We start from the raw sequence: 18,332 nt of genomic DNA, 5'->3' as shown, positions 1-18,332 counted from the left end.
TATATTATGGCATATGTGTTGGGAATTGATGTTGGTACTTCTGCATGTAAAACGATAATTGTTAACGAAACAGGTGAAATTGTAGCTAAAGCAACAAAAGAATATGATTTTATTGTTCCAAGACCCGGCTGGACAGAAAGTGACCCTGAAGTGTGGTGGGATGCAACTGTTGACACAATAAAGAAGGCTTTAGAAAAAGCTGCAATCAAACCTGAAGAAATAGCAGCGATTGGATTGAGCGGTCAAATGCATACTCTAGTACCACTTGATAAAAATAGAAAAGTCATAAGAAATGCTATAATGTGGAATGACAATCGTGTTGGAAAACAATGTGATGAGGTTCATAACAAAGTTGGAGGAGAAGATAAGTTAATAGACTATGTTGCAAATACTGCTTTACCTGGATATACTATTGGGAAAATTTTGTGGATTAAAGAAGTAGAACCAGAAAATTATGAAAAAATAGATAAATTTGTAATAGCTAAAGATTATATTAGATATAAATTAACAGGAAAAATTGCTACGGATGTTTCTGATGCAAGTGGTACCTGCTTATATGATGTTGAGAAAAATAAATGGTCAGATGATTTAATAAATTTGCTTGAAATAAAGAAGAGCATTTTCCCAGATGTAGTAGAAAGTCCAGAAATAAGTGGACATTTAACTTCTGAAGCAGCTTCAATATTAGGCTTAAAAGAAGGTACCCCAGTAGTAGGCGGAGCTGGAGATGTATTAGCTCAGGCAGTAGGAACTGGAGCAACTGAAGAAGGAATAGCGATGCTTATAATTGGTACAGCAGGAATTGCTTCCGTTGCTCTTTCAAAATTTGGACGCAATCCAGGAGGTTCCTTACAACTTTTTAGAGGTGGAGTACCAGGAGAATGGAATATTTTCGGATGTACCCTTGCGGCTGGCGGGTCTTTCAAATGGTTTAGAGATTCATTTGGTCTCGAAGAAAAAATTATTGCAAATCTGAGCGGAGAAGATGCATATAACATTTTAGTGAATGAAGCTATGCAAGTTGAGGTAGGGGCTAATGGATTATTGTTTACTCCATATATAGTAGGTGAAAGATGCCCTTACACTGATCCAAATGCAAGAGGTGTTTTTGTTGGAATAAATGTTATGCATGATAAAAGAGCGTTTGTAAGAGCTGTGTTAGAAGGCATTGTTTTCAGCTTGAAGGATGCATTAAAATTAATTGAAACATTAGGTGTTCCCCTCACACAGGTTAGAGTAAGTGGAGGAGGAGCTATAAATCCTAAATGGAGACAAATCCAAGCAGATATATTAGGTACAGAAGTTGTTACAGTGAGTTACAGTGGCGAAGGGGGATCATATGGTGCGGCTATACTTGCAGGGGTAGGAGCGGGTTTCTGGCCATCAGTTAAAGAAGCAGCAAGAAAACTTCTAAAAATAGAAACTAGAACTGTGCCAATTGCTGAAAATAAGAGCAAATATGAAAAAGTTTACGATATATATAGGGAAATATATTATGCATTAAAGAAAGTTAATGATAAAATAAGCGAACTGTGATAATAAGTAGTAGATACCCCCGCTTTTACACGGGGGTATCTATGTCCCTTCTTAATATGCGAAGATTCTAAGCTATTTGATCATGAGGGAAAATCATGAAGTTTATTGCAAATATATTGTGTTGTAGCGATACAAAAGAGAGGGATTTAAATGGCAGTCTTTATAATAGTATCACATAGCAAAAAGGTTGCTGAGGGTGTTGTAGAGATAGCTGAACAAATGAATAATAAACAATCCAAGTTAATACCAATTAGTGGTACGGAAGATGAGCGTATAGGAACTAATCCTTTAAAAATAAAAAAGGTAATAGAGGAATTTATGATGGTGACAATATCTTTATTTTTGCAGATATAGGAAGTTCTATTATGGCGACTCAAATGGTGTTAGATATGCTAAATGAGGAATTAAGAAAAAAATTATACTTGTAGATGAACCTTTGGCTGTAGGAACAATAGCAACTGTTATACAAGCTTCAATTACTAATAATAAAAACGAAATTTATTCATGCAGCAGAAGAAAACAAAAGAGTAAATAAATTTGGTTAATTTAAGTTAATTAAAGAAAGGAGATTTTTATGAGAAGATTAATTAATAATCCGTATGACGTGGTGGAGGAAATGCTGGAAGGGTTTTGTAAAGCTCATGATAAACATGTAAAATTACTTGAAAATGATGGACGTGTAGTAGTTTATAAAAGGGCTCCAGTGAAAAACAAGGTAGGGATAATTATAGGAGGAGGTTCAGGGCATGAACCGCTATTCTTAGGATATGTTGGCGAAAATTTTGCAGATGCAGCGGTTATAGGAAATATCAATACTTCTCCTTCTCCAGAGCCATGCTATAATGCAGTTAAAGCTGTAGATGCAGGATGTGGATGCCTATATTTATATGGAAATTATGCAGGAGATGTAATGAATTTTGACATGGGAGTTGAAATGGCAGCTGCAGATGGAATTAGAGTTGAGACGGTTTTGGTTACTGATGATGTGGCTTCTTCAGCGAATATTAAAGATCGGAGAGGAATTGCAGGAGATTTCTTTGTATTCAAGATAGCAGGTGCTAAAGCAGCTACGGGTGCAGATTTGGATGAAGTAAAAGCTGCTGCAATAAAAGCAAATGACAACACAAGAACAATGGGAGTTGCACTTGCAGCAGCAACACATCCATCAACAGGTAAACCAATGTTTGAATTAGAGGAAGGACTTATGGAAATAGGCATGGGTATACATGGTGAACCAGGCGTTAGAAGAGGTAAACTACAGGAAGCTGATAAGGTAATTGATGAAATAATGAATCATATATTACCTGACTTACCGTTTAGTAAGGGAGATGAAGTAGCAGTACTTGTAAATAGTTTAGGAGCTACTCCGCTAATGGACTTACATATTTGTTTTAGAAAAGTAGCTCAGATTCTAGAACAAAGCGAAATTAAGATTTATAGGTCATTCGTGGGAGCATATGCTACTACAATGGATATGGTAGGCATGTCAGTTACTCTAATGAAATTAGACAAAGAATTGAAAGAGCTATTAGATTATCCTTGCGATACTCCTTATTGTGTCATCAAGTAATAAAGCAATTGTTTATTAATTGTTCTGAAGCGAACACCAGCGAAATTAGTGGTGTTCGTTTAATAACCTTCAGACTAACATAAGGGAGTGAAAATTGTCATGTATAAGAATTACATACTTGAAAAATCTTACTTCATAAAAGTTATTGAAAATTTAGCGGAAGTTATAGAACAACAAAAAGATTATTTAACTAAATTGGATTCAGAAATAGGTGATGGTGATCATGGCGTAAATCTTAGTATAGGATTTAGAGAGGTTATGAGAAATTTAGCAGAATGGAAAGAAAAAAATATAACGTTTTTCTTTAAAAAAGTAGGTATGGCTTTATTATCTAAAGTTGGTGGTGCTGCAGGACCATTATATGGAGGTTTTTTTATGAAATTTGGAGAACCTGCAGAAAATAAAGAAGAAGTTAATTTTGAAGTTTTTTACAATATGTTTAAAGTGGCAATAGAATCGGTTGAAATGAGAGGTAAAGCTGTAATAGGAGAAAAAACAATGGTCGACGCTTTAAGGCCGGGGTTGGATGCTTTTACAAAGGCTATAGAAGAAAATATAGAGCCCAAAAAAGCATTTGAGATGTTTGTAGAAGCATCTAAGAAAGGTGCAGAATCTACTATCCCATTGATAGCAAAGAAGGGTAGAGCAATGAGACTTGGAGAAAGGGCAATAGGACACCTTGATCCGGGTGCAGCTTCATCAGTGCTAATATTAGAAACATTTATGAATAATTTACCGTAAGTTAGTACAAGATTTTGTATAAGAATATAGCGGATAGTTACAAGTATGCAGTATTAGGCTATAGTTTGATATTCAGTATAATTATTGATATGTTGAGCCATTTTTCATCTCTCTAGTGAAATTCTTAATTTTGTCCTCACCTTTATTTATCCAGAGGGATGTGAATGGCTCAACTTTTTAGATTTTTGGCTCTTTGTCAATAGTTGCGGTGGGCATTTTTTTGAATGCCTGCACTTTAAAGTTGTCTGAACATATAAAGAAATTACCATAAATTTTGTAATAAAAGTAGTTAGTTATTTTCTACCACATTTCCTTCAACATTCTTGTAATTAAAGGACAAAATAGTATAATAATACCTGTAGGAATGTAAAAAACTTTAACTCAAGCATTGCAGTATAATATTCTCTTCCTAAATCTATCGAAATTCTGATAACCATAAGCATTTCTTTTAAGAACCTTAATTTTATTGTTATAACCTTCAGTTACAGAGTTTGTAATAAGGCACGTCAAATGCATTTGCTATTTCTTCAAACCAACGACTAAATACTTTTACACATGTAGCGAAATCAAGAATTCCACTTTCTTTTGCTTTTTGTATCCATAATTTTAGTTCTTTTTTTGCTTCATCAGAAGATTTGCTTTTTAACACGTTATTAAAACTTTCCTTTAGTTGATGGGCTATTCTTAAATCATCACTGTACCAGAACATTACATCCAATTTTTCTTTTTAACTATAATGAAGGCTGTGATATTTTGCGAGGAGCAAATTTCTACTTCTTTTGAAATACTTTCTTTATTCTACTATCTACTAAAACTTCTTGCTTCCTGTCTTTTAGAATGTCTAATATTTTTCTTTTCTTAGGGTCTACAAACCTTCTTTTTCTGGGCACAATAAAAAGTTTTTTTTGCCCCATAATGGTATGTCTTTTATTCTTTGGGTTCTGTAGTCGTGCACCTTAGAGGTTAATTTTCCACATCTTGGGCAAGTATGAGGTTTTTGTTTCATTCTTATATGGAGTTCTATTTCATCTTCACTTTCTATTTGTCCTCCCAAATTATATCTTCAGATTTTAGGAATTTTGTGATATAATTTGTATGCACTTATTCTGATGCCTCTTTTTAATGGATTTTGTTTGGTCACTTCTATTATAACAGGAATTCAGAATAAGTGCGCTTTTTTTATGAGTGATTTTTATCCACCACAACATTTATTATAGAACCAAAAATTTTTAATAAAATTTACCTACGAAAACTTGACACAGACTTTTGCGAATTACCTTTTGACAATACTATAACCTATGAGTCATAATAATCTTGAGGTGATATTTAAAGAGATGCCAAAGCAAACATTTTTTAATCTTCCAGAAGAAAAGCGAAAACTTATTACAGATACACTCATAAGATATTTTTCCCAAAAGCCCTATCACAAGGTTGACATTACAGATGTTGCAAAAGAGTGCTCTGTTGCAAAGGGGAGTATGTATCAGTATTTTGAAAATAAAAAGGATATGTATTTTTATTCAATTGAGATGGCTTATTCTAAATTCTTAGATCTTTTGAATAAAATAAATATAAAGCAGATGAGTATATTTGATTATTACGAAAATTCGTTGAAAACTGTATGGTTGGCTTTAAAATCTCTAAAAGACGAATATATTCTGCTTGAGCGAGCATTTTTTTTCAACGACTCACCATTTAAAGATGAAATAAATGAGAAGTTTTTGACTAAATCGCGTGAGTTTTTAGTTGAGATTGTTAAAAACAACCAGGAAAAAGGATTTATTAGAGATGATATTAATCCTCTTATAATAGCAATTTTTTTAGAAGGTGCAAGTTTTTATTTAAAAAAATTTGTAATAGAAAGAGCAATTAACCAAGAAGGCACCTCTACATATTCTTTGGATATAGAGTATTTTCGTGGTTTTTTTGAACAGTTTTTAAAGCTTTTAAAAGAAGGATTAGAAAAAGAATGAAATATTGTCAAATATGACTTGACAGTCATATGACCAATTAGTCATAATATAAATGAACAATTTTAAGATTTTTGATTGGGAGATGAGCTTGGATGTTTATAGTGGTTGAAAACTTGACACGAATTTACAAAGTGGGAGCGAACAATGTCAGGGCATTGGATGATGTTAGCTTTGAATTTGAAAAGGGGAAAATTTATACAGTTGTTGGACCATCTGGCTCAGGTAAGACTACCCTTTTTAATATCCTTGGAGGACTCGATAGGGCAGATAGAGGAAGGGTTTTTGTTGATAGCAAGGAAATAACAAAGTTTTCCAAAAACGAGCTTGCACTTTACAGGCGCGATTATGTTGGTTTTGTTTTTCAATTTTATAATCTTATAAACGGCCTTACTGTATATGAAAATGTTTTATCAAGTGCAGTTTTGAGCAAAAACTCTCTTGATGTTGATAAGGTTTTGAAGATGGTTGATGTGTATTCAGAAAAAGATAAATTTCCTTTTGAGCTCTCAGGGGGGGCAGCAACAAAGAGTGGCCATTGCACGAGCTGTTGTCAAGAACCCATCCATAATTCTTTGTGATGAGCCAACAGGTGCTTTGGATTATGAGAGCGCAAAACTTGTTTTAGAACTTCTTGAGAATGTAAATAAAAGATTCAACGCAACAATTTTAATCATCACCCATAACCTTGCAATATCCAATATGTCAGATGCTACAATACGTCTGCGAAGCGGTAGGGTGGTAGAATTTATAGAAAATCATAACAAAGTACCTGCAAAAGAGGTGACCTGGTAATGGTTATAAAAAGAATTCCAAAAAGGATTATGTTACGAGAAAAGGCTCAGTTTTTGTCAATTGTACTGCTTGTTGCAATTGCTTCAATGGCATATGCTCTTTTTAGTATAACAGTAAGAAATATTGACGAGAATTATAAAGCATTTATTGAAAATCAAAATCAGGAAGATGGAAACTTTATCACATCACTTCCTGTTGACATAAAATACCTTGAATCAAAGTATAATTTAAAGGTTGAAGAAAGACTTATGGTTGACTATTCAGAAGATAATAAAACAATAAGAGTATTTTCAATCTCAAAACAAATAAATAAACCATTTGTAAGCTTAGGGAATATGCCCCACAAAGGTGAGATTTTAATTGATCCAAACTTTTTCAAAAAGCATCAATACAAAATAGGAGATACAATTAAAATTGCAAATAAGAATTTTATTATAAGTGGAATATTTTATTTGCCAGATTACATTTATATTATCAAAAACGATCAAGATTTTTTGCCTGATTCTGAACACTTTGGAATTGCTGCAATGAATGAAGAGGACTTGAAAACAATTGCAAAAGTTTTTCCTTATCATTATTATATGTTCAAAGGGAATCTCAAAGATATTGATAGTTTTAAAAGTGATGTAAATCAAAAATGGGGCCTTTTAAAGTTTGTATCAAGATCAGAAAATCCTCGCATCACTTTTGCTGAGATTAAAATTGACAGTGTGAAAAGGTCAACATTGCCAATAAGTTTGTTTGTGATATTCATGTCATCAGTAATTTTGTTTATTGTTATGCGAAGGCTTATCAACAATATGCATGCAGAGATAGGAACCCTTTATTCCTTAGGATATTCGGATAAAGAGGTAATAAAAGTCTTTATGCATCTGCCAATTTATATTTGGCTAATTGGGAGTATTTTTGGTTCTGTCTTGGGCTTTATTGAAGCAATTCCTTTTTCAACTTTTTTCAGGGCCTATTTTGCTTTACCTGTTGTAAAGAATGTCTATCCTATATCAGAGCTTTTTATTGCAATGTTTCTTCCAGGAGTTTTTATTCTAAGTTCTGGCTATGTTGCCATTAAGAGATTTTTCAAACTTACAATTGTTGAGATGCTTCATGGGGTTGACGAGATAAAGTTCAACAAACTGCCAAGGTTAAGCTTTTTGGATAAATTTAGTTTTCAAAATAGAATTATGTTTAAGTATGGGGTTCGGCATTTCGCCCGAGAAGCTGTTTTGGTGGTAGGCGTGATTTTTTCAACAATCCTTTTGATGTACGGATTGAGTGCAAAAAATGCTGTGATAGATGCAATAAATAAAGTTTATGAAAAGAACTTTGAATACAAGTATATGTATATTTTAAATTCAATCAGTACTCATACAGAGCTAAATTTTAAGAAGTATAAAGTAGAACCTTTTAATTTTCAGGCTTTTGAAACAAAAAATGGCAATTTTAATATTGTGATTTATGGAATTGAGAAGAATTCAAATATGGTTAAGCTTTTTGATGAAAGAGGAGCAAGAATAGAAGTAAATAGTGGTTTTGTCATAACACGACCATTAGCGCAAAAATTAAATGCGAAAGAGGGGCAAGAGATTGAGCTTAAAAATAAGTTTGATGGAAAGAAATACAAATTAAAGGTTGGAAAGATCGCTGATATTCCAGTTGGCAACCAAGGCTTTATGGATATAAATGAGTTCAATAAGATATTCGGGTTTGAAAAAGGAAGTTTTATAGGACTTTATTCTGATACTCCAGTCCAGATTCCAAAACAGATGCTATTTGATGCGCAGGATAAAAATTACATGATAGAAACTCTCAAAGGTTCAGCTGTAACGTTACAAAAATCCATAGAAGTGCTTGGTCTTATCTCAGCAATTTTGGCACTGCTGATAATCTATGTTTTGTCGGGCTTAGCTATTACTGAAAACAAAAAGAATATTGGAATTTTGAAGATGTTAGGATTCAAAGAAAAACAGATTTTCAAGATGATCTTGGGTTTTAACAGCTATTCCTTCGCGATAGGATTTTTGCTTGGTATTCCACTTTCGAAATTTACCATGAACCAGCTTATGAGCTCAGCCACAAAAAATACAGATATTTCACTAACTCTTGATTTGAGCTGGCAGAGTGTAGTTGGTTGTTTTGTTGTACTTGCTGTAACATATATACTTTCAAGATATCTTGTGAGAAGGAAAGTTGCCAAGGTTATGCCAGTAGATATATTAAAAGAACAAATTGATTAAAAATGGAGGCTGTCCAAAAAGGTAAGTGGATAGCCTCTTTAATTCATAGTGTAAAATTATCGTAGGATTTTTTGGGTGAAAAAAAACAAGAGACAACCCCTGTGATAAAATAGATTATGGAAAACAAAACAATACAGAAAGGGGTGTCTCTTGTGAAAAAACATATCTTTGAGGATATTATACTACAAAATGCTCTAAATTTCACTAAGGAAGTAGTAGAAATTTTTGGTGATTTATTAAATAAAGGAATGAATATTACAGAGCTTGCAGCAAGGATAAAGGAACTGACGGACAAACTAGGTAGAGAGGCAATAGAAGCAATTATTGAAGAGTTAGATAGGATAATAAAAGAAGATAAGAGAAGGAAAGAAAAATGGGTAGTAGAGAGGAAAGATAAAAAGAGATTAACGACAGTCCTTGGGGATATTGAATATGAGAGGACATATTACAAATCTAAAGAGGATGGAAGATATACATATTTGGTGGATGATGCATTAGAGATAGGACGGCACGATAGGATAGAAAAGGGAGTAAAAATAAAGTTAGTAGAAAACGCAATAGAAGAATCATATGAAATAAGCAGTAAAAAAGCATGTCCAGAGGAGTTAAGTAAACAGACGGTATTAAACGCAATAAGGGAAATAGGAGAAGTAGAGGTAAAGAGAGAAATAAAAGAGAAGAAAGAAGTAAGGGTATTATACATAGAAGCAGATGAAGACCATGTGCCTTTGCAAGATGGCAGCAATGAAACACCGCGATTGATATACATACATGAAGGTAAAGAAGAGAAAAATGGTAGAAATGTACTGAGTGTCATTTCTCAAATTAATTTAGCCCAAAACCGATAAAATTTTTCAGATTAAATAATCTTGTGATAAAATTAATGCTAAAGGAATTTAAAAAAATTTTTTCAGATTCCTTTAGCATTAATTTTAATTGGAGAGGTTACTTATGCAAATAATTTTCCATGTTGATAACATTGAAGAATATTTACATAAAGGTAAAGATTACAATTTTCCTGACCCACCAGATAGATGTCCTTATCCCGATTGCAAGTGTAGAGTAAAACTAAAAAAGCACGGGTTTTATTACCGTTACTATTTAGATGGACCTAACTGTATAAAAATAGCCATAAGAAGATATATATGTCCTGTGTGCAAAAGAACTCTTTCCTACCTTCCTGATTTCTGTCTCCCCCATTTTCAGTATTCTTTCAATATGATTGTAAAGTCTTTAAAAGAGACACTTACAAGAGAAAAAACTCTCAGTTCTTTCATAAGTGACTTAAAAAGAAACTTTCCTACCATACTATTTTCAAGACAGCATATATATTTTTACACCAAAAGGATAATGAATAATTTAAGTTTTATCATATACGGATTAAGGCAAATAGACCCTTACATAAAGTTATCTGAGACTGACTCACAAAGAGAGAGGGCCAGAGAGATTTTGGACATAATAAGCATTGTACCACTCTTCTCCCAACGGTTTTATGCTCATTGCCAAAAATCATTTCTGGCCTCTCTCACATAATTCTAGCATTAAACCTGAAAAATTTAAATAAAAATTTTGATTTTTTCTTAGCAACATAACTTTTTCCTTTAATGTCCCCCAGGTATGAGCTAAAATTACGATTAAGAAATCAAAAAAGTGAAGGGGGAACATATAAATGCTTGATGAAAAAGCGAGAGAAGTTATAGCATTAAAGAGATTTTCACTGATAAGTCCGGTGCTAAACGGACAGGTAAAAAATCAGAAAGAATATTTTGATGCTCTTTCCGATAAACCTATTGAGATACCTTATCTTGGAATGAGAAGATATACTCCCAAGACACTTAGAGGGTGGCTATATCAGTATTTAAGAGGTGGTATAGAAGCGTTAAAGCCGGGTTATCGAAGCGACAGAGGCAAATACAGAAAGATAGACTTTGAACTTTCAGAGAAAATAAAGCAAAAGAAGCTTGAACATCCTGAAATGCCAAACAAACTTCTTTATGAAACATTGATAGGAGAAGGAATAATATCACCGGATAAAGTATCCCTTTCGACATTCTATAGGTTTTTGAAAAACATTCCTGTAAAATCTTTAGATAAAGAAAAAGAGGGTAAAACAAAGAGGTTTTCCCATGAATACATCAATGAACTGTGGCAAACTGATGTCATGTATGGGCCATATATTAAAGAAGGTAAAACAAAGAGACAAACGTACCTTATTGCATATATAGATGATGCTTCCAGGCTGTGTACCTATGCTCACTTTTACTATACCCAGAATTTTTTAGCTTTAAGAGACTCATTTAAAGAAGCAGTGCTAAGAAGGGGAATACCCAAAATGCTCTACACTGACAATGGAAAGATATATAGAAGCAGTCAATTTGAATATATATGTGCCTCACTAGGTACATCTCTTATTCATACTGAGCCCTTTTCACCTCATTCAAAAGGAAAAATAGAAAGATTCTTTCATACGGTGAGAATGAGATTTTTAAGCACAATAGATCCTACATCCATAAAGAGTATAGATGAGCTCAATATGATGTTTTTTAAATGGCTGGAGGATGATTACAACCGAAAAGAACACAGCAGTATTGGCATGAGTCCTTTAGATTTTTTCATGTCTCAAATATCAAGGGTAAATATGTGTGGTGACATAGATATGTTGAATGAATGTTTTCTCATAAGAGTAAATCGTAAAGTAAACAAAGATGCTACACTTAAAGTGGAAAATATACTTTATGAAACAGAAGAAAAGTTTAAAGGTATGCGCTTAGAAGTCAGATATGACCCGCAGTGGCTTAAGGATAATACACCTCTTCTACTTTTTCATGAAGGCAAAAAAGTGGGGGAAGCGTATAAGGTAAATTTTCATGATAATGCTAAAATTCCCATAGGATACACCCAAAACAAAAATGCTGTAAGCAGAAATGAAGAGTTAGTTGATTTTATTAAACACACAGTGATATCCTTTAACGATATCATTGATTAAAAAAGAGGTGTTTACAATGTTTACCCAATATTTTGGAATGAAATTTAATCCATTTTCTAAAGAGATAAGTGTAAACGACCTTTACATAAGTGAAGACATTGCTGAATTAAATGCCAGGCTAAAATATTTACAAGAAACAAGGGGTATAGGACTTATCGTTGGGGAGGCCGGTTCAGGCAAATCTACCGCATTAAGAAGATATGCTGAAAGCCTCAACCGTTCTACATTTAAACCATGTTACTTTGCTCTATCTACACTCACAGTGAGAGAATTCTATCAAGCATTGGCTATGATTTTAGGCGAAACACCCTCATACAAAAAAGTAACGCTCTTTCACCAGATACAAAGAGCGATAACAGAACTTTACTATAGCCAGAAGATAACTCCTGTCATAATATTAGATGAAATACAACTGGTTTCTAACGATGTTCTTGAAGATTTGAGAATAATATTTAACTTTAATATGGATTCTCAAAACCCGTATATATTGATACTTTCAGGACAACCACACATAAGAAACAAACTAGCCTTGAATGTAAACAGTGCACTAAGGCAAAGAATTTCTATAAAGTATGTGATGCAAGGGCTAAAAAAAGAAGAAATTCAAGATTATATAAAAACAAGAATGAAAATAGCCGGAGTGGTGAATGATATATTTACACCATCAGCATATGAAGCAATATATTCTCTAACAAAAGGGCTCCCAAGGATAATAAATAACCTGGTAACAGCTTCTCTTCTCTATGCGTATTCTAAAAGGCTAAGAGAAATAGATGAAGAAGTAATATACCAGGCACAAAATGAAATCAGTTTGTGAGAGTAGTAGCTTTCGCTACTCTCATTTTTTATTATACATCAATTAACCCAAATTGCCAATAACAGATATTAACATATTTTAGCGGTAATGCTCTTAAAAAGTGAAAAAAATTTTTAATCAGGCTGTGATAATTTGAGAAAAAATACTTTTATACACTTAAAAAATGCCATTATAATTTGAAAATCTTTGGAGATTTAATTTGAGAATTGACATACTGAGAAATGTGCATTACAAGGCATACGTAGGAGAGAAAGCTGAAGACATATGGATAGATGTAGCAAATTACATAGAAGAAAATTACAAGGAAGAGAAGATAGAGAAGATATACATAGCAGGAGATGGAGCACCGTGGATAAAAGAGGGATTAGAGTGGATAGCAAAATCAAGGTTTGTGTTAGACAGATATCATTTAAACAAATACGTATTAAAAGCAACATCAAAAGAGCCAAAGTATAGAGATAAGATATGGAGAGCAATAAATGAAGGGGATAAAGAAGGAGTAAAGAAGGTATTGGATGAGTTAATAAAGGCAGCAGAGGAAGAGAGAGAAAAAGAGAAGGTAAAAGAGGCCAAGAGGTACATACTAAATAATTGGGAAGGAGTAGAGATATACAGTAAAGACAAAGATGTAATAGGGTGCAGTGCAGAAGGGCATATAAGTCATGTATTTTCTTCTAGATTAAGTAGGAATCCATTGGGATGGAGTAGAGAAGGATTAAAGTTAATGGCGAAATTAAGAGTATTTAGCAAGAACGGAGGAGATTTAAGAGAAATAGAATGGGGTAAGAAAGAGAATATAAATGCAGGGAGCTACAAATTAACAAAGAAGCAAATAAAAGAGGCGGTAAGGAGAATTAAAACGTCTACAAATGAAAAGATAAATAATATTACAGTTTTAAATATAGGGAAAGTGACACCAATATATAGGATTTTAAGAGCAATAAAATATGCGCAAGTTATATAAAAAAAAGAGACTGTAAAAAATTTTGTGTAAACCGATTAAAAACCTCTTTCTTGGTAAGAATTAGAATATATACTAAACCAAGAAGGAGGTTTTAAAAATGTCACTATTGACAAAAGAACAATTAAGAAATTTCATTAGTGAAAACAATATTCAATCTATTCCAGACCTTTATACATCATTAAAAAACCTTTTTAAAGATACTATTCAAGAAATACTTGAAGCAGAACTTTCAACAGAACTTGGCTACGAAAGATATGACAAAAAAGACAAAGATACTCAAAATTCAAGAAATGGCTATACTCAAAAGACGGTAAAAACTCAATTTGGTGAGATGGAAATTGATATTCCAAGAGACAGACAAGGAGAATTTGAACCCAAAATAGTTCCGAAATACAAAAGAGACATATCAGGAATTGAAGAAAAAGTAATAGCTCTATATGCAAGAGGGATGTCAACAAGAGATATTCATGACCAGATAAAAGACCTGTATGGAATAGAATTATCTGCAGAAATGGTAAGTAAAATAACCGAAAGAATAGTACCAGAAATAAAAGAATGGCAATCAAGGCCATTAGAAAAGATATACACTTTCATATTTATGGATGCCATCCATTACAAAGTAAGAACAGACGGTCATATTATCAATAGAGCAGCTTATGTAGTATTAGGGGTAACGATAGAAGGCATAAAAGATGTATTAGGGATATGGATTGGAGAAAATGAGAGTTCAAGATTCTGGCTTGGAGTATTAAATGAGCTAAAGAACAGAGGAGTAGAAGATGTTTTAGTATTTTCTGTAGATGGATTAACAGGGATAAAAGAAGCAATACAAGCAGCATTTCCAAAATCAGAGATACAAAGATGTATAATACATCAATTAAGGAACTGCTTCAAATATGTGTCATATAAACACCTTAAAGAATTCAGTAAAGATTTTAAAGCAGTATATCAAGCAGCTAATGAAGAAATAGCAAGGGATGAATTTGAGAAATTAAAAAACAAATGGCAGAATCTATATCCTTATGCCATAAAGAGTTGGGAGAATAACTGGGATGTATTAAGTCCATTTTACAAATTCCCTGAAGAAGTAAGGAAAATAATGTATACAACAAACATAATTGAAGGATTCCACAGGCAGTTAAGGAAAGTTACAAAATCAAAAACAATATTTCCATCTGATGAAGCATTAGAAAAAATGCTATACTTAGTAACAATGAATGTATTAAAGAAATGGACAGTGAGGTATAAAAACTGGGATATAGTATTAAACCAATTAATCATAATGTATCCTGGAAGACTTGAAAAATACCTATAGGTGGGCGAAGCCCGAAAAAATTTTTTTCTCTAGAACTTTTGAATCCCTAGGTCTTCAAAGGTTCTAGAGAAAAGCTTACAGTATCCCTAATTAAATATTTTAACCAAAATTATTCACTTTCATGCATAAGATATAGAAAAAAGGTCATACTAAAGATAGAACAGATAAAAATGTTAACTGATTCTTGCTGAGAAAGAGGATATAATTAATCTAAATACACAAAATATTTTTCACTCCCAAAAAAAATGATAGTTAGAAACCTTGAATTAATAATTTTTAGGGGTTGTCTTTAAAAAATATCCTACAGTATCTTGACACTATCCTTTAATTTTGCTCTTTTGACATAGTAATATATTTATAATATACTATACAATTCCTCCTACGACTGAAGTCGAGGGCTTTGTCTTCCCACGATCTCATTGGTGGTCGTCCACGGGAATTACGTAGCTTTTCGACTTGCGCCCAGTTGCGGCTTAGATTGCCCCGTTGGTTACAGGACAGCACATTCCCTGCATTGCATCCCGGTAGAATCAGGATCCCTAATTCCATCCGGGTATGAGAATTGAGCACTCTCCTAATCTACAGGTGCGGTACAGAAGTACCACGGCCCAATTCACCAGTTCATAGCAGGTCACATACTGCATAACACACAATTACCGACACCATTTATGCGACTGTGTCTTGTATATGTGCTACCCTGCATCGTTGCAGGGTTTTGATGATAAACTTTTCTATCCCCTTTTTGATTTCTTTTTTCTTCTTTGATTTTTCTGTCTTTTAACGTCGGAAAGGTCTTCCGGAACTTTCTGTGCAGATTTATACTGCCGTTAAAATCCGCATTGAATTTATGTCAATATAGTAGACACAAAAACTCGAAATTTTTATGTTGACTTTTTAATGAAATCTTCAAATTGTTGTGGAGTCATATACCCTATACTACTGTGTAGTCTTTTCCTATTATACTAGACTTCAATGTACTCTAATATAGCAAAGCTGGCAGTATCAAAATCATAGTAAGTAGCTAAAATTACTTCTTCCTTTTTTAAAGAAGCATGAAAAGATTCTATACATGCAAAAGGCATCCTTTGTGACTAAATGAGTGTTTTATGTTACCTTTGGATAATATATATTCTTGAAATTTGGTGCTTGTATACTGCAAACCTTCTTTATATTTTTATTTTATCCAGTTCGAGTTAAAGTGTCTACAATAATATATACTAACACCATATAGAGCTTAACAGATTAATAAAAACATTTGGATTTAAAGAAGAGAGCTATGCGGGAATGCTTTCACAAGAATATCTACGCATCCCATAAAACATTTCTATGTTCAGAGATAACAAGGCTTGATAATTATAAACTCATTGATGAGCACAGTAACAAAAAATTCGTATTTAAAAAGTAATTATTTGTTAAATTTGTTTAAAGACAAAAGAATATAAAAACATAGCCTTACGGCTTCGTGGGACAAAAATTAAAAGTCCTCATTTTTGTAAAGGGCTTTTAATTTTGTGTTACAATAATGTATAATCTTATTGAGGTGATTTTTATGAAAATTACTATTTTAGGAAATGTTTATGAATACCCAGAAGGCACAAAATTAGAGAATATTGCTAAAGATTTTGAGCATCGATACAATGGGATAATAGTTGCTGCAAAAGTGGATAATGAGCTAAGAGATTTAAACTACACAGTTTTAAAGGATAGCACAGTGGAATTTGTAGATACAACGATTGAGGAAGGTACGAGGATATATAGAAGAAGTTTGACTTTTGTTTTTATTAAAGCTGTAAAAGAGCTACTTCCTGGAGCTACAGTTACTATTGAACATTCTTTAGGGAAAGGATTGTATTGCGAGATACATGGTTATTCTCTCAACAATAAAATTGTTTCTATGATTAAAAAGAGGATGGAAGAAATAATAGAGAAGGATTTAAAAATCGAAAGAAAAATGTTGCCTAAAGAAGAGGCAATAAAGCTATTTGAAAAAGAAGGATTGACTGAGAAAGTAAAATTGTTTAAAGATACTGACAAAGACAAGGTTCCTGTTTATTATTGTGATGGTACAGTGGACTTTTTCTATAGCCCTTGTGTACCTTCTACAGGGTATCTAAAAGTATTTGATATACGTTTTTATTTTCCAGGCATTATTTTAATTGCTCCAGATGTATATAATCCCCGCTCTTTGCCTGCATTTGTGGATGTTCCAAAACTTGCTTCGATTTTTAAAGAGGCAGAGGACTGGGCAAGTATTTTAAACATAACTTATGTTTCTTCTTTGAACGACATGATAAAACAAGGAAGAGGTAGAGATTTAATATTGGTTTCTGAAGCATTTCATGAGAAGAAAATATCCAAAATTGCAGATTATATAGCTTCAAACAAAATGATAAAAGTAGTGCTTATTGCTGGACCCTCTTCTTCAGGGAAAACCTCTTTTATTCATAGACTTAGTGTGCAGTTGAGGGTAAACGGACTAAAGCCTTTTCCGATATCATTAGACAATTATTTTGTGCCAAGAGAACTTACTCCGAAAGATGAGTTTGGAAATTACGACTTTGAGTCCATAGATGCATTAGATTTGCCACTTTTCAATGAGCATTTAATAAAGCTTATTCAAGGGGAAGAAGTAGAAATCCCTATTTTTAACTTTAAAACAGGGGAAAGAGAGCCAGAAGGAAGAAAAGTAAAACTTGACAAAAATCAAATTATTTTGATGGAAGGGATTCACGGTCTAAATGAAAAATTGACTTTGCAAATACCTAAAGATAATAAATATAAAATATACGTGAGTGCTATTACGCAGCTAAATCTTGATGAACATAATAGAATATCTACTACTCAGACAAGATTAATAAGGCGAATGGTGAGAGATAGCCAATTCCGTTCTAGTGATGCGGCAGAGACTATAAACATGTGGCCTATGGTCAGAAAAGGAGAAGAAAAATGGATTTTCCCTTATCAAGAACAAGCGGATGTCATGTTTAACTCTTTTTTACCTTATGAGCTACCTGTATTAAAAAAATATGCAGAGCCTTTGCTTAAGAAAGTTTCCCAAGACAATCCTGCTTATTCTATCGCTAAAGAAATATTAGAGTTTTTGAGTTATTTCCTTCCATTAGAAGATGAATTAGCAATACCTCCCAATTCTATCATAAGAGAATTTATAGGCGGCAGTTGCCTTGATGTTTAAGTTTAGGAATCTTCAATGGACTCTTGCTTTATTTTGTAGAATTTTTGCAAAAAAAGAAGGAATATTTAAGGTTTTGTAGAAATAATAAGAAAAGGCTAATACCTATGTTGTAATTAATGCAACCTAAAACAGGAGGGATTTTTATGCTTAAAAGTATCAAGTTTAGGCTGTTGATGTACGGTGTTATTTTGGCGGGTGTAAACAGTATTTT

The 18,332-nt window shown here is 33.0% G+C and carries 16 protein-coding genes and 3 pseudogenes; 15 read left to right on the top strand and 4 right to left on the bottom strand.

Going from position 1 to position 18,332, the window contains the following annotated elements:
- Positions 1-6 precede the first annotated feature (6 nt).
- The 4 genes from xylB to dhaL all read left to right on the top strand — a co-directional run bounded on the left by xylB (position 7) and on the right by dhaL (position 3,847).
- On the top strand, positions 7-1,536 hold the full coding sequence (gene xylB / locus EB239_RS11465) for a xylulokinase (protein WP_003870782.1): 1,530 nt from the start codon (positions 7-9) through the stop codon (positions 1,534-1,536).
- 150 nt (positions 1,537-1,686) lie between these two features.
- Complete coding sequence (locus EB239_RS15085) at positions 1,687-1,890, top strand: PTS-dependent dihydroxyacetone kinase phosphotransferase subunit DhaM (RefSeq protein ID WP_003870783.1); 204 nt, start codon at positions 1,687-1,689, stop codon at positions 1,888-1,890.
- Positions 1,891-2,110: 220 nt separating this feature from the next.
- The gene (locus tag EB239_RS11455; RefSeq protein WP_003870784.1) at positions 2,111-3,106 is read left to right on the top strand and encodes a dihydroxyacetone kinase subunit DhaK; all 996 of its coding nucleotides are present in this window, start codon (positions 2,111-2,113) and stop codon (positions 3,104-3,106) included.
- Between the two features lie 99 nt (positions 3,107-3,205).
- The gene (dhaL, locus tag EB239_RS11450) at positions 3,206-3,847 is read left to right on the top strand and encodes a dihydroxyacetone kinase subunit DhaL (protein ID WP_003870785.1); all 642 of its coding nucleotides are present in this window, start codon (positions 3,206-3,208) and stop codon (positions 3,845-3,847) included.
- A gap of 381 nt (positions 3,848-4,228) precedes the next feature.
- Here the strand turns inward: dhaL and EB239_RS15080 are convergent.
- From EB239_RS15080 to EB239_RS15065, 4 genes and pseudogenes are all read right to left on the bottom strand, one after another.
- Positions 4,229-4,342 (bottom strand): annotated as a pseudogene (locus EB239_RS15080) (transposase); the annotation flags it as partial.
- Entirely contained in the window at positions 4,326-4,556 is a 231-nt protein-coding gene (locus tag EB239_RS15075; RefSeq protein WP_003870786.1) for a transposase, read from the bottom strand. The pseudogene EB239_RS15080 and the gene EB239_RS15075, both read right to left, overlap by 17 nt.
- 61 nt (positions 4,557-4,617) lie before the next feature.
- Positions 4,618-4,761, bottom strand: a complete 144-nt coding sequence (locus tag EB239_RS15070; protein ID WP_318261474.1) for a hypothetical protein — start codon at positions 4,759-4,761, stop codon at positions 4,618-4,620.
- Positions 4,713-4,853: a transposase family protein gene (locus EB239_RS15065; protein ID WP_228378972.1), complete on the bottom strand. Its 141-nt coding sequence runs from the start codon at positions 4,851-4,853 to the stop codon at positions 4,713-4,715. The genes EB239_RS15070 and EB239_RS15065 overlap by 49 nt, the downstream gene beginning before the upstream one ends.
- Positions 4,854-5,145: 292 nt before the next feature.
- Between EB239_RS15065 and EB239_RS11430 the strand changes: the two genes are divergently transcribed.
- The 11 genes and pseudogenes from EB239_RS11430 (at position 5,146) to EB239_RS11385 (ending at position 18,121) form a co-directional block, all read left to right on the top strand.
- Entirely contained in the window at positions 5,146-5,820 is a 675-nt protein-coding gene (locus EB239_RS11430) for a TetR/AcrR family transcriptional regulator (RefSeq protein WP_003870787.1), read from the top strand.
- 92 nt (positions 5,821-5,912) lie between these two features.
- Positions 5,913-6,398, top strand: coding sequence for an ABC transporter ATP-binding protein (locus EB239_RS11425; protein ID WP_003870788.1), 486 nt, complete (start codon positions 5,913-5,915; stop codon positions 6,396-6,398).
- Positions 6,349-6,612, top strand: coding sequence for a hypothetical protein (locus EB239_RS15370; RefSeq protein ID WP_003870789.1), 264 nt, complete (start codon positions 6,349-6,351; stop codon positions 6,610-6,612). Before EB239_RS11425 ends, EB239_RS15370 begins: the two co-directional genes overlap by 50 nt.
- Positions 6,612-8,846 (top strand): ABC transporter permease, encoded by a 2,235-nt coding sequence (locus tag EB239_RS11420; protein WP_003870790.1) that lies wholly within the window; start codon positions 6,612-6,614, stop codon positions 8,844-8,846. Before EB239_RS15370 ends, EB239_RS11420 begins: the two co-directional genes overlap by 1 nt.
- A 152-nt stretch (positions 8,847-8,998) precedes the next feature.
- Positions 8,999-9,655: pseudogene (locus EB239_RS11415) on the top strand (UPF0236 family transposase-like protein); the annotation flags it as partial.
- 142 nt (positions 9,656-9,797) lie between these two features.
- Positions 9,798-10,379, top strand: a complete 582-nt coding sequence (locus EB239_RS11410) for a DUF6431 domain-containing protein (RefSeq protein ID WP_003870792.1) — start codon at positions 9,798-9,800, stop codon at positions 10,377-10,379.
- 136 nt (positions 10,380-10,515) lie between these two features.
- Positions 10,516-11,832, top strand: coding sequence for a DDE-type integrase/transposase/recombinase (locus tag EB239_RS11405; protein WP_129545082.1), 1,317 nt, complete (start codon positions 10,516-10,518; stop codon positions 11,830-11,832).
- 16 nt (positions 11,833-11,848) lie between these two features.
- Positions 11,849-12,649 carry an ExeA family protein gene (locus EB239_RS11400; protein ID WP_003871651.1) on the top strand — a complete coding sequence of 267 codons (801 nt, stop codon included), beginning with the start codon at positions 11,849-11,851 and terminating at the stop codon, positions 12,647-12,649.
- Between the two features lie 208 nt (positions 12,650-12,857).
- A pseudogene (locus EB239_RS11395) lies at positions 12,858-13,613 on the top strand (ISLre2 family transposase); the annotation flags it as partial.
- Between the two features lie 97 nt (positions 13,614-13,710).
- Positions 13,711-14,928 carry an IS256-like element ISTwi1 family transposase gene (locus tag EB239_RS11390; RefSeq protein ID WP_129545149.1) on the top strand — a complete coding sequence of 406 codons (1,218 nt, stop codon included), beginning with the start codon at positions 13,711-13,713 and terminating at the stop codon, positions 14,926-14,928.
- Between the two features lie 1,549 nt (positions 14,929-16,477).
- Positions 16,478-18,121 carry a nucleoside kinase gene (locus tag EB239_RS11385; protein ID WP_003870215.1) on the top strand — a complete coding sequence of 548 codons (1,644 nt, stop codon included), beginning with the start codon at positions 16,478-16,480 and terminating at the stop codon, positions 18,119-18,121.
- Positions 18,122-18,332 lie beyond the last annotated feature (211 nt).

The organism is Thermoanaerobacter ethanolicus JW 200, from assembly GCF_003722315.1.
Classification (GTDB): Bacteria; Bacillota; Thermoanaerobacteria; order Thermoanaerobacterales; family Thermoanaerobacteraceae; genus Thermoanaerobacter; species Thermoanaerobacter ethanolicus.
The sequence above is the reverse complement of the archived record's forward strand: the minus strand, read 5'-3'. Positions and strand labels throughout refer to the sequence as shown.

Excerpts from the sequence above, each read along its gene's own strand:
- EB239_RS11400 (WP_003871651.1), top strand. The coding sequence starts at position 11,849 with ATGTTTACCCAATATTTTGGAATGAAATTTAATCCATTTTCTAAAGAG.
- dhaL (WP_003870785.1), top strand. The coding sequence starts at position 3,206 with ATGTATAAGAATTACATACTTGAAAAATCTTACTTCATAAAAGTTATT.
- EB239_RS11420 (WP_003870790.1), top strand. The coding sequence starts at position 6,612 with ATGGTTATAAAAAGAATTCCAAAAAGGATTATGTTACGAGAAAAGGCT.
- EB239_RS11425 (WP_003870788.1), top strand. The coding sequence starts at position 5,913 with ATGTTTATAGTGGTTGAAAACTTGACACGAATTTACAAAGTGGGAGCG.
- EB239_RS11455 (WP_003870784.1), top strand. The coding sequence starts at position 2,111 with ATGAGAAGATTAATTAATAATCCGTATGACGTGGTGGAGGAAATGCTG.
- EB239_RS11405 (WP_129545082.1), top strand. The coding sequence starts at position 10,516 with ATGCTTGATGAAAAAGCGAGAGAAGTTATAGCATTAAAGAGATTTTCA.
- EB239_RS15075 (WP_003870786.1), bottom strand. The coding sequence starts at position 4,556 with ATGTTCTGGTACAGTGATGATTTAAGAATAGCCCATCAACTAAAGGAA.
- EB239_RS11390 (WP_129545149.1), top strand. The coding sequence starts at position 13,711 with ATGTCACTATTGACAAAAGAACAATTAAGAAATTTCATTAGTGAAAAC.
- EB239_RS15085 (WP_003870783.1), top strand. The coding sequence starts at position 1,687 with ATGGCAGTCTTTATAATAGTATCACATAGCAAAAAGGTTGCTGAGGGT.
- EB239_RS11385 (WP_003870215.1), top strand. The coding sequence starts at position 16,478 with ATGAAAATTACTATTTTAGGAAATGTTTATGAATACCCAGAAGGCACA.
- EB239_RS15070 (WP_318261474.1), bottom strand. The coding sequence starts at position 4,761 with ATGGGGCAAAAAAAACTTTTTATTGTGCCCAGAAAAAGAAGGTTTGTA.
- EB239_RS15065 (WP_228378972.1), bottom strand. The coding sequence starts at position 4,853 with ATGAAACAAAAACCTCATACTTGCCCAAGATGTGGAAAATTAACCTCT.
- EB239_RS11430 (WP_003870787.1), top strand. The coding sequence starts at position 5,146 with ATGAGTCATAATAATCTTGAGGTGATATTTAAAGAGATGCCAAAGCAA.
- EB239_RS11410 (WP_003870792.1), top strand. The coding sequence starts at position 9,798 with ATGCAAATAATTTTCCATGTTGATAACATTGAAGAATATTTACATAAA.
- xylB (WP_003870782.1), top strand. The coding sequence starts at position 7 with ATGGCATATGTGTTGGGAATTGATGTTGGTACTTCTGCATGTAAAACG.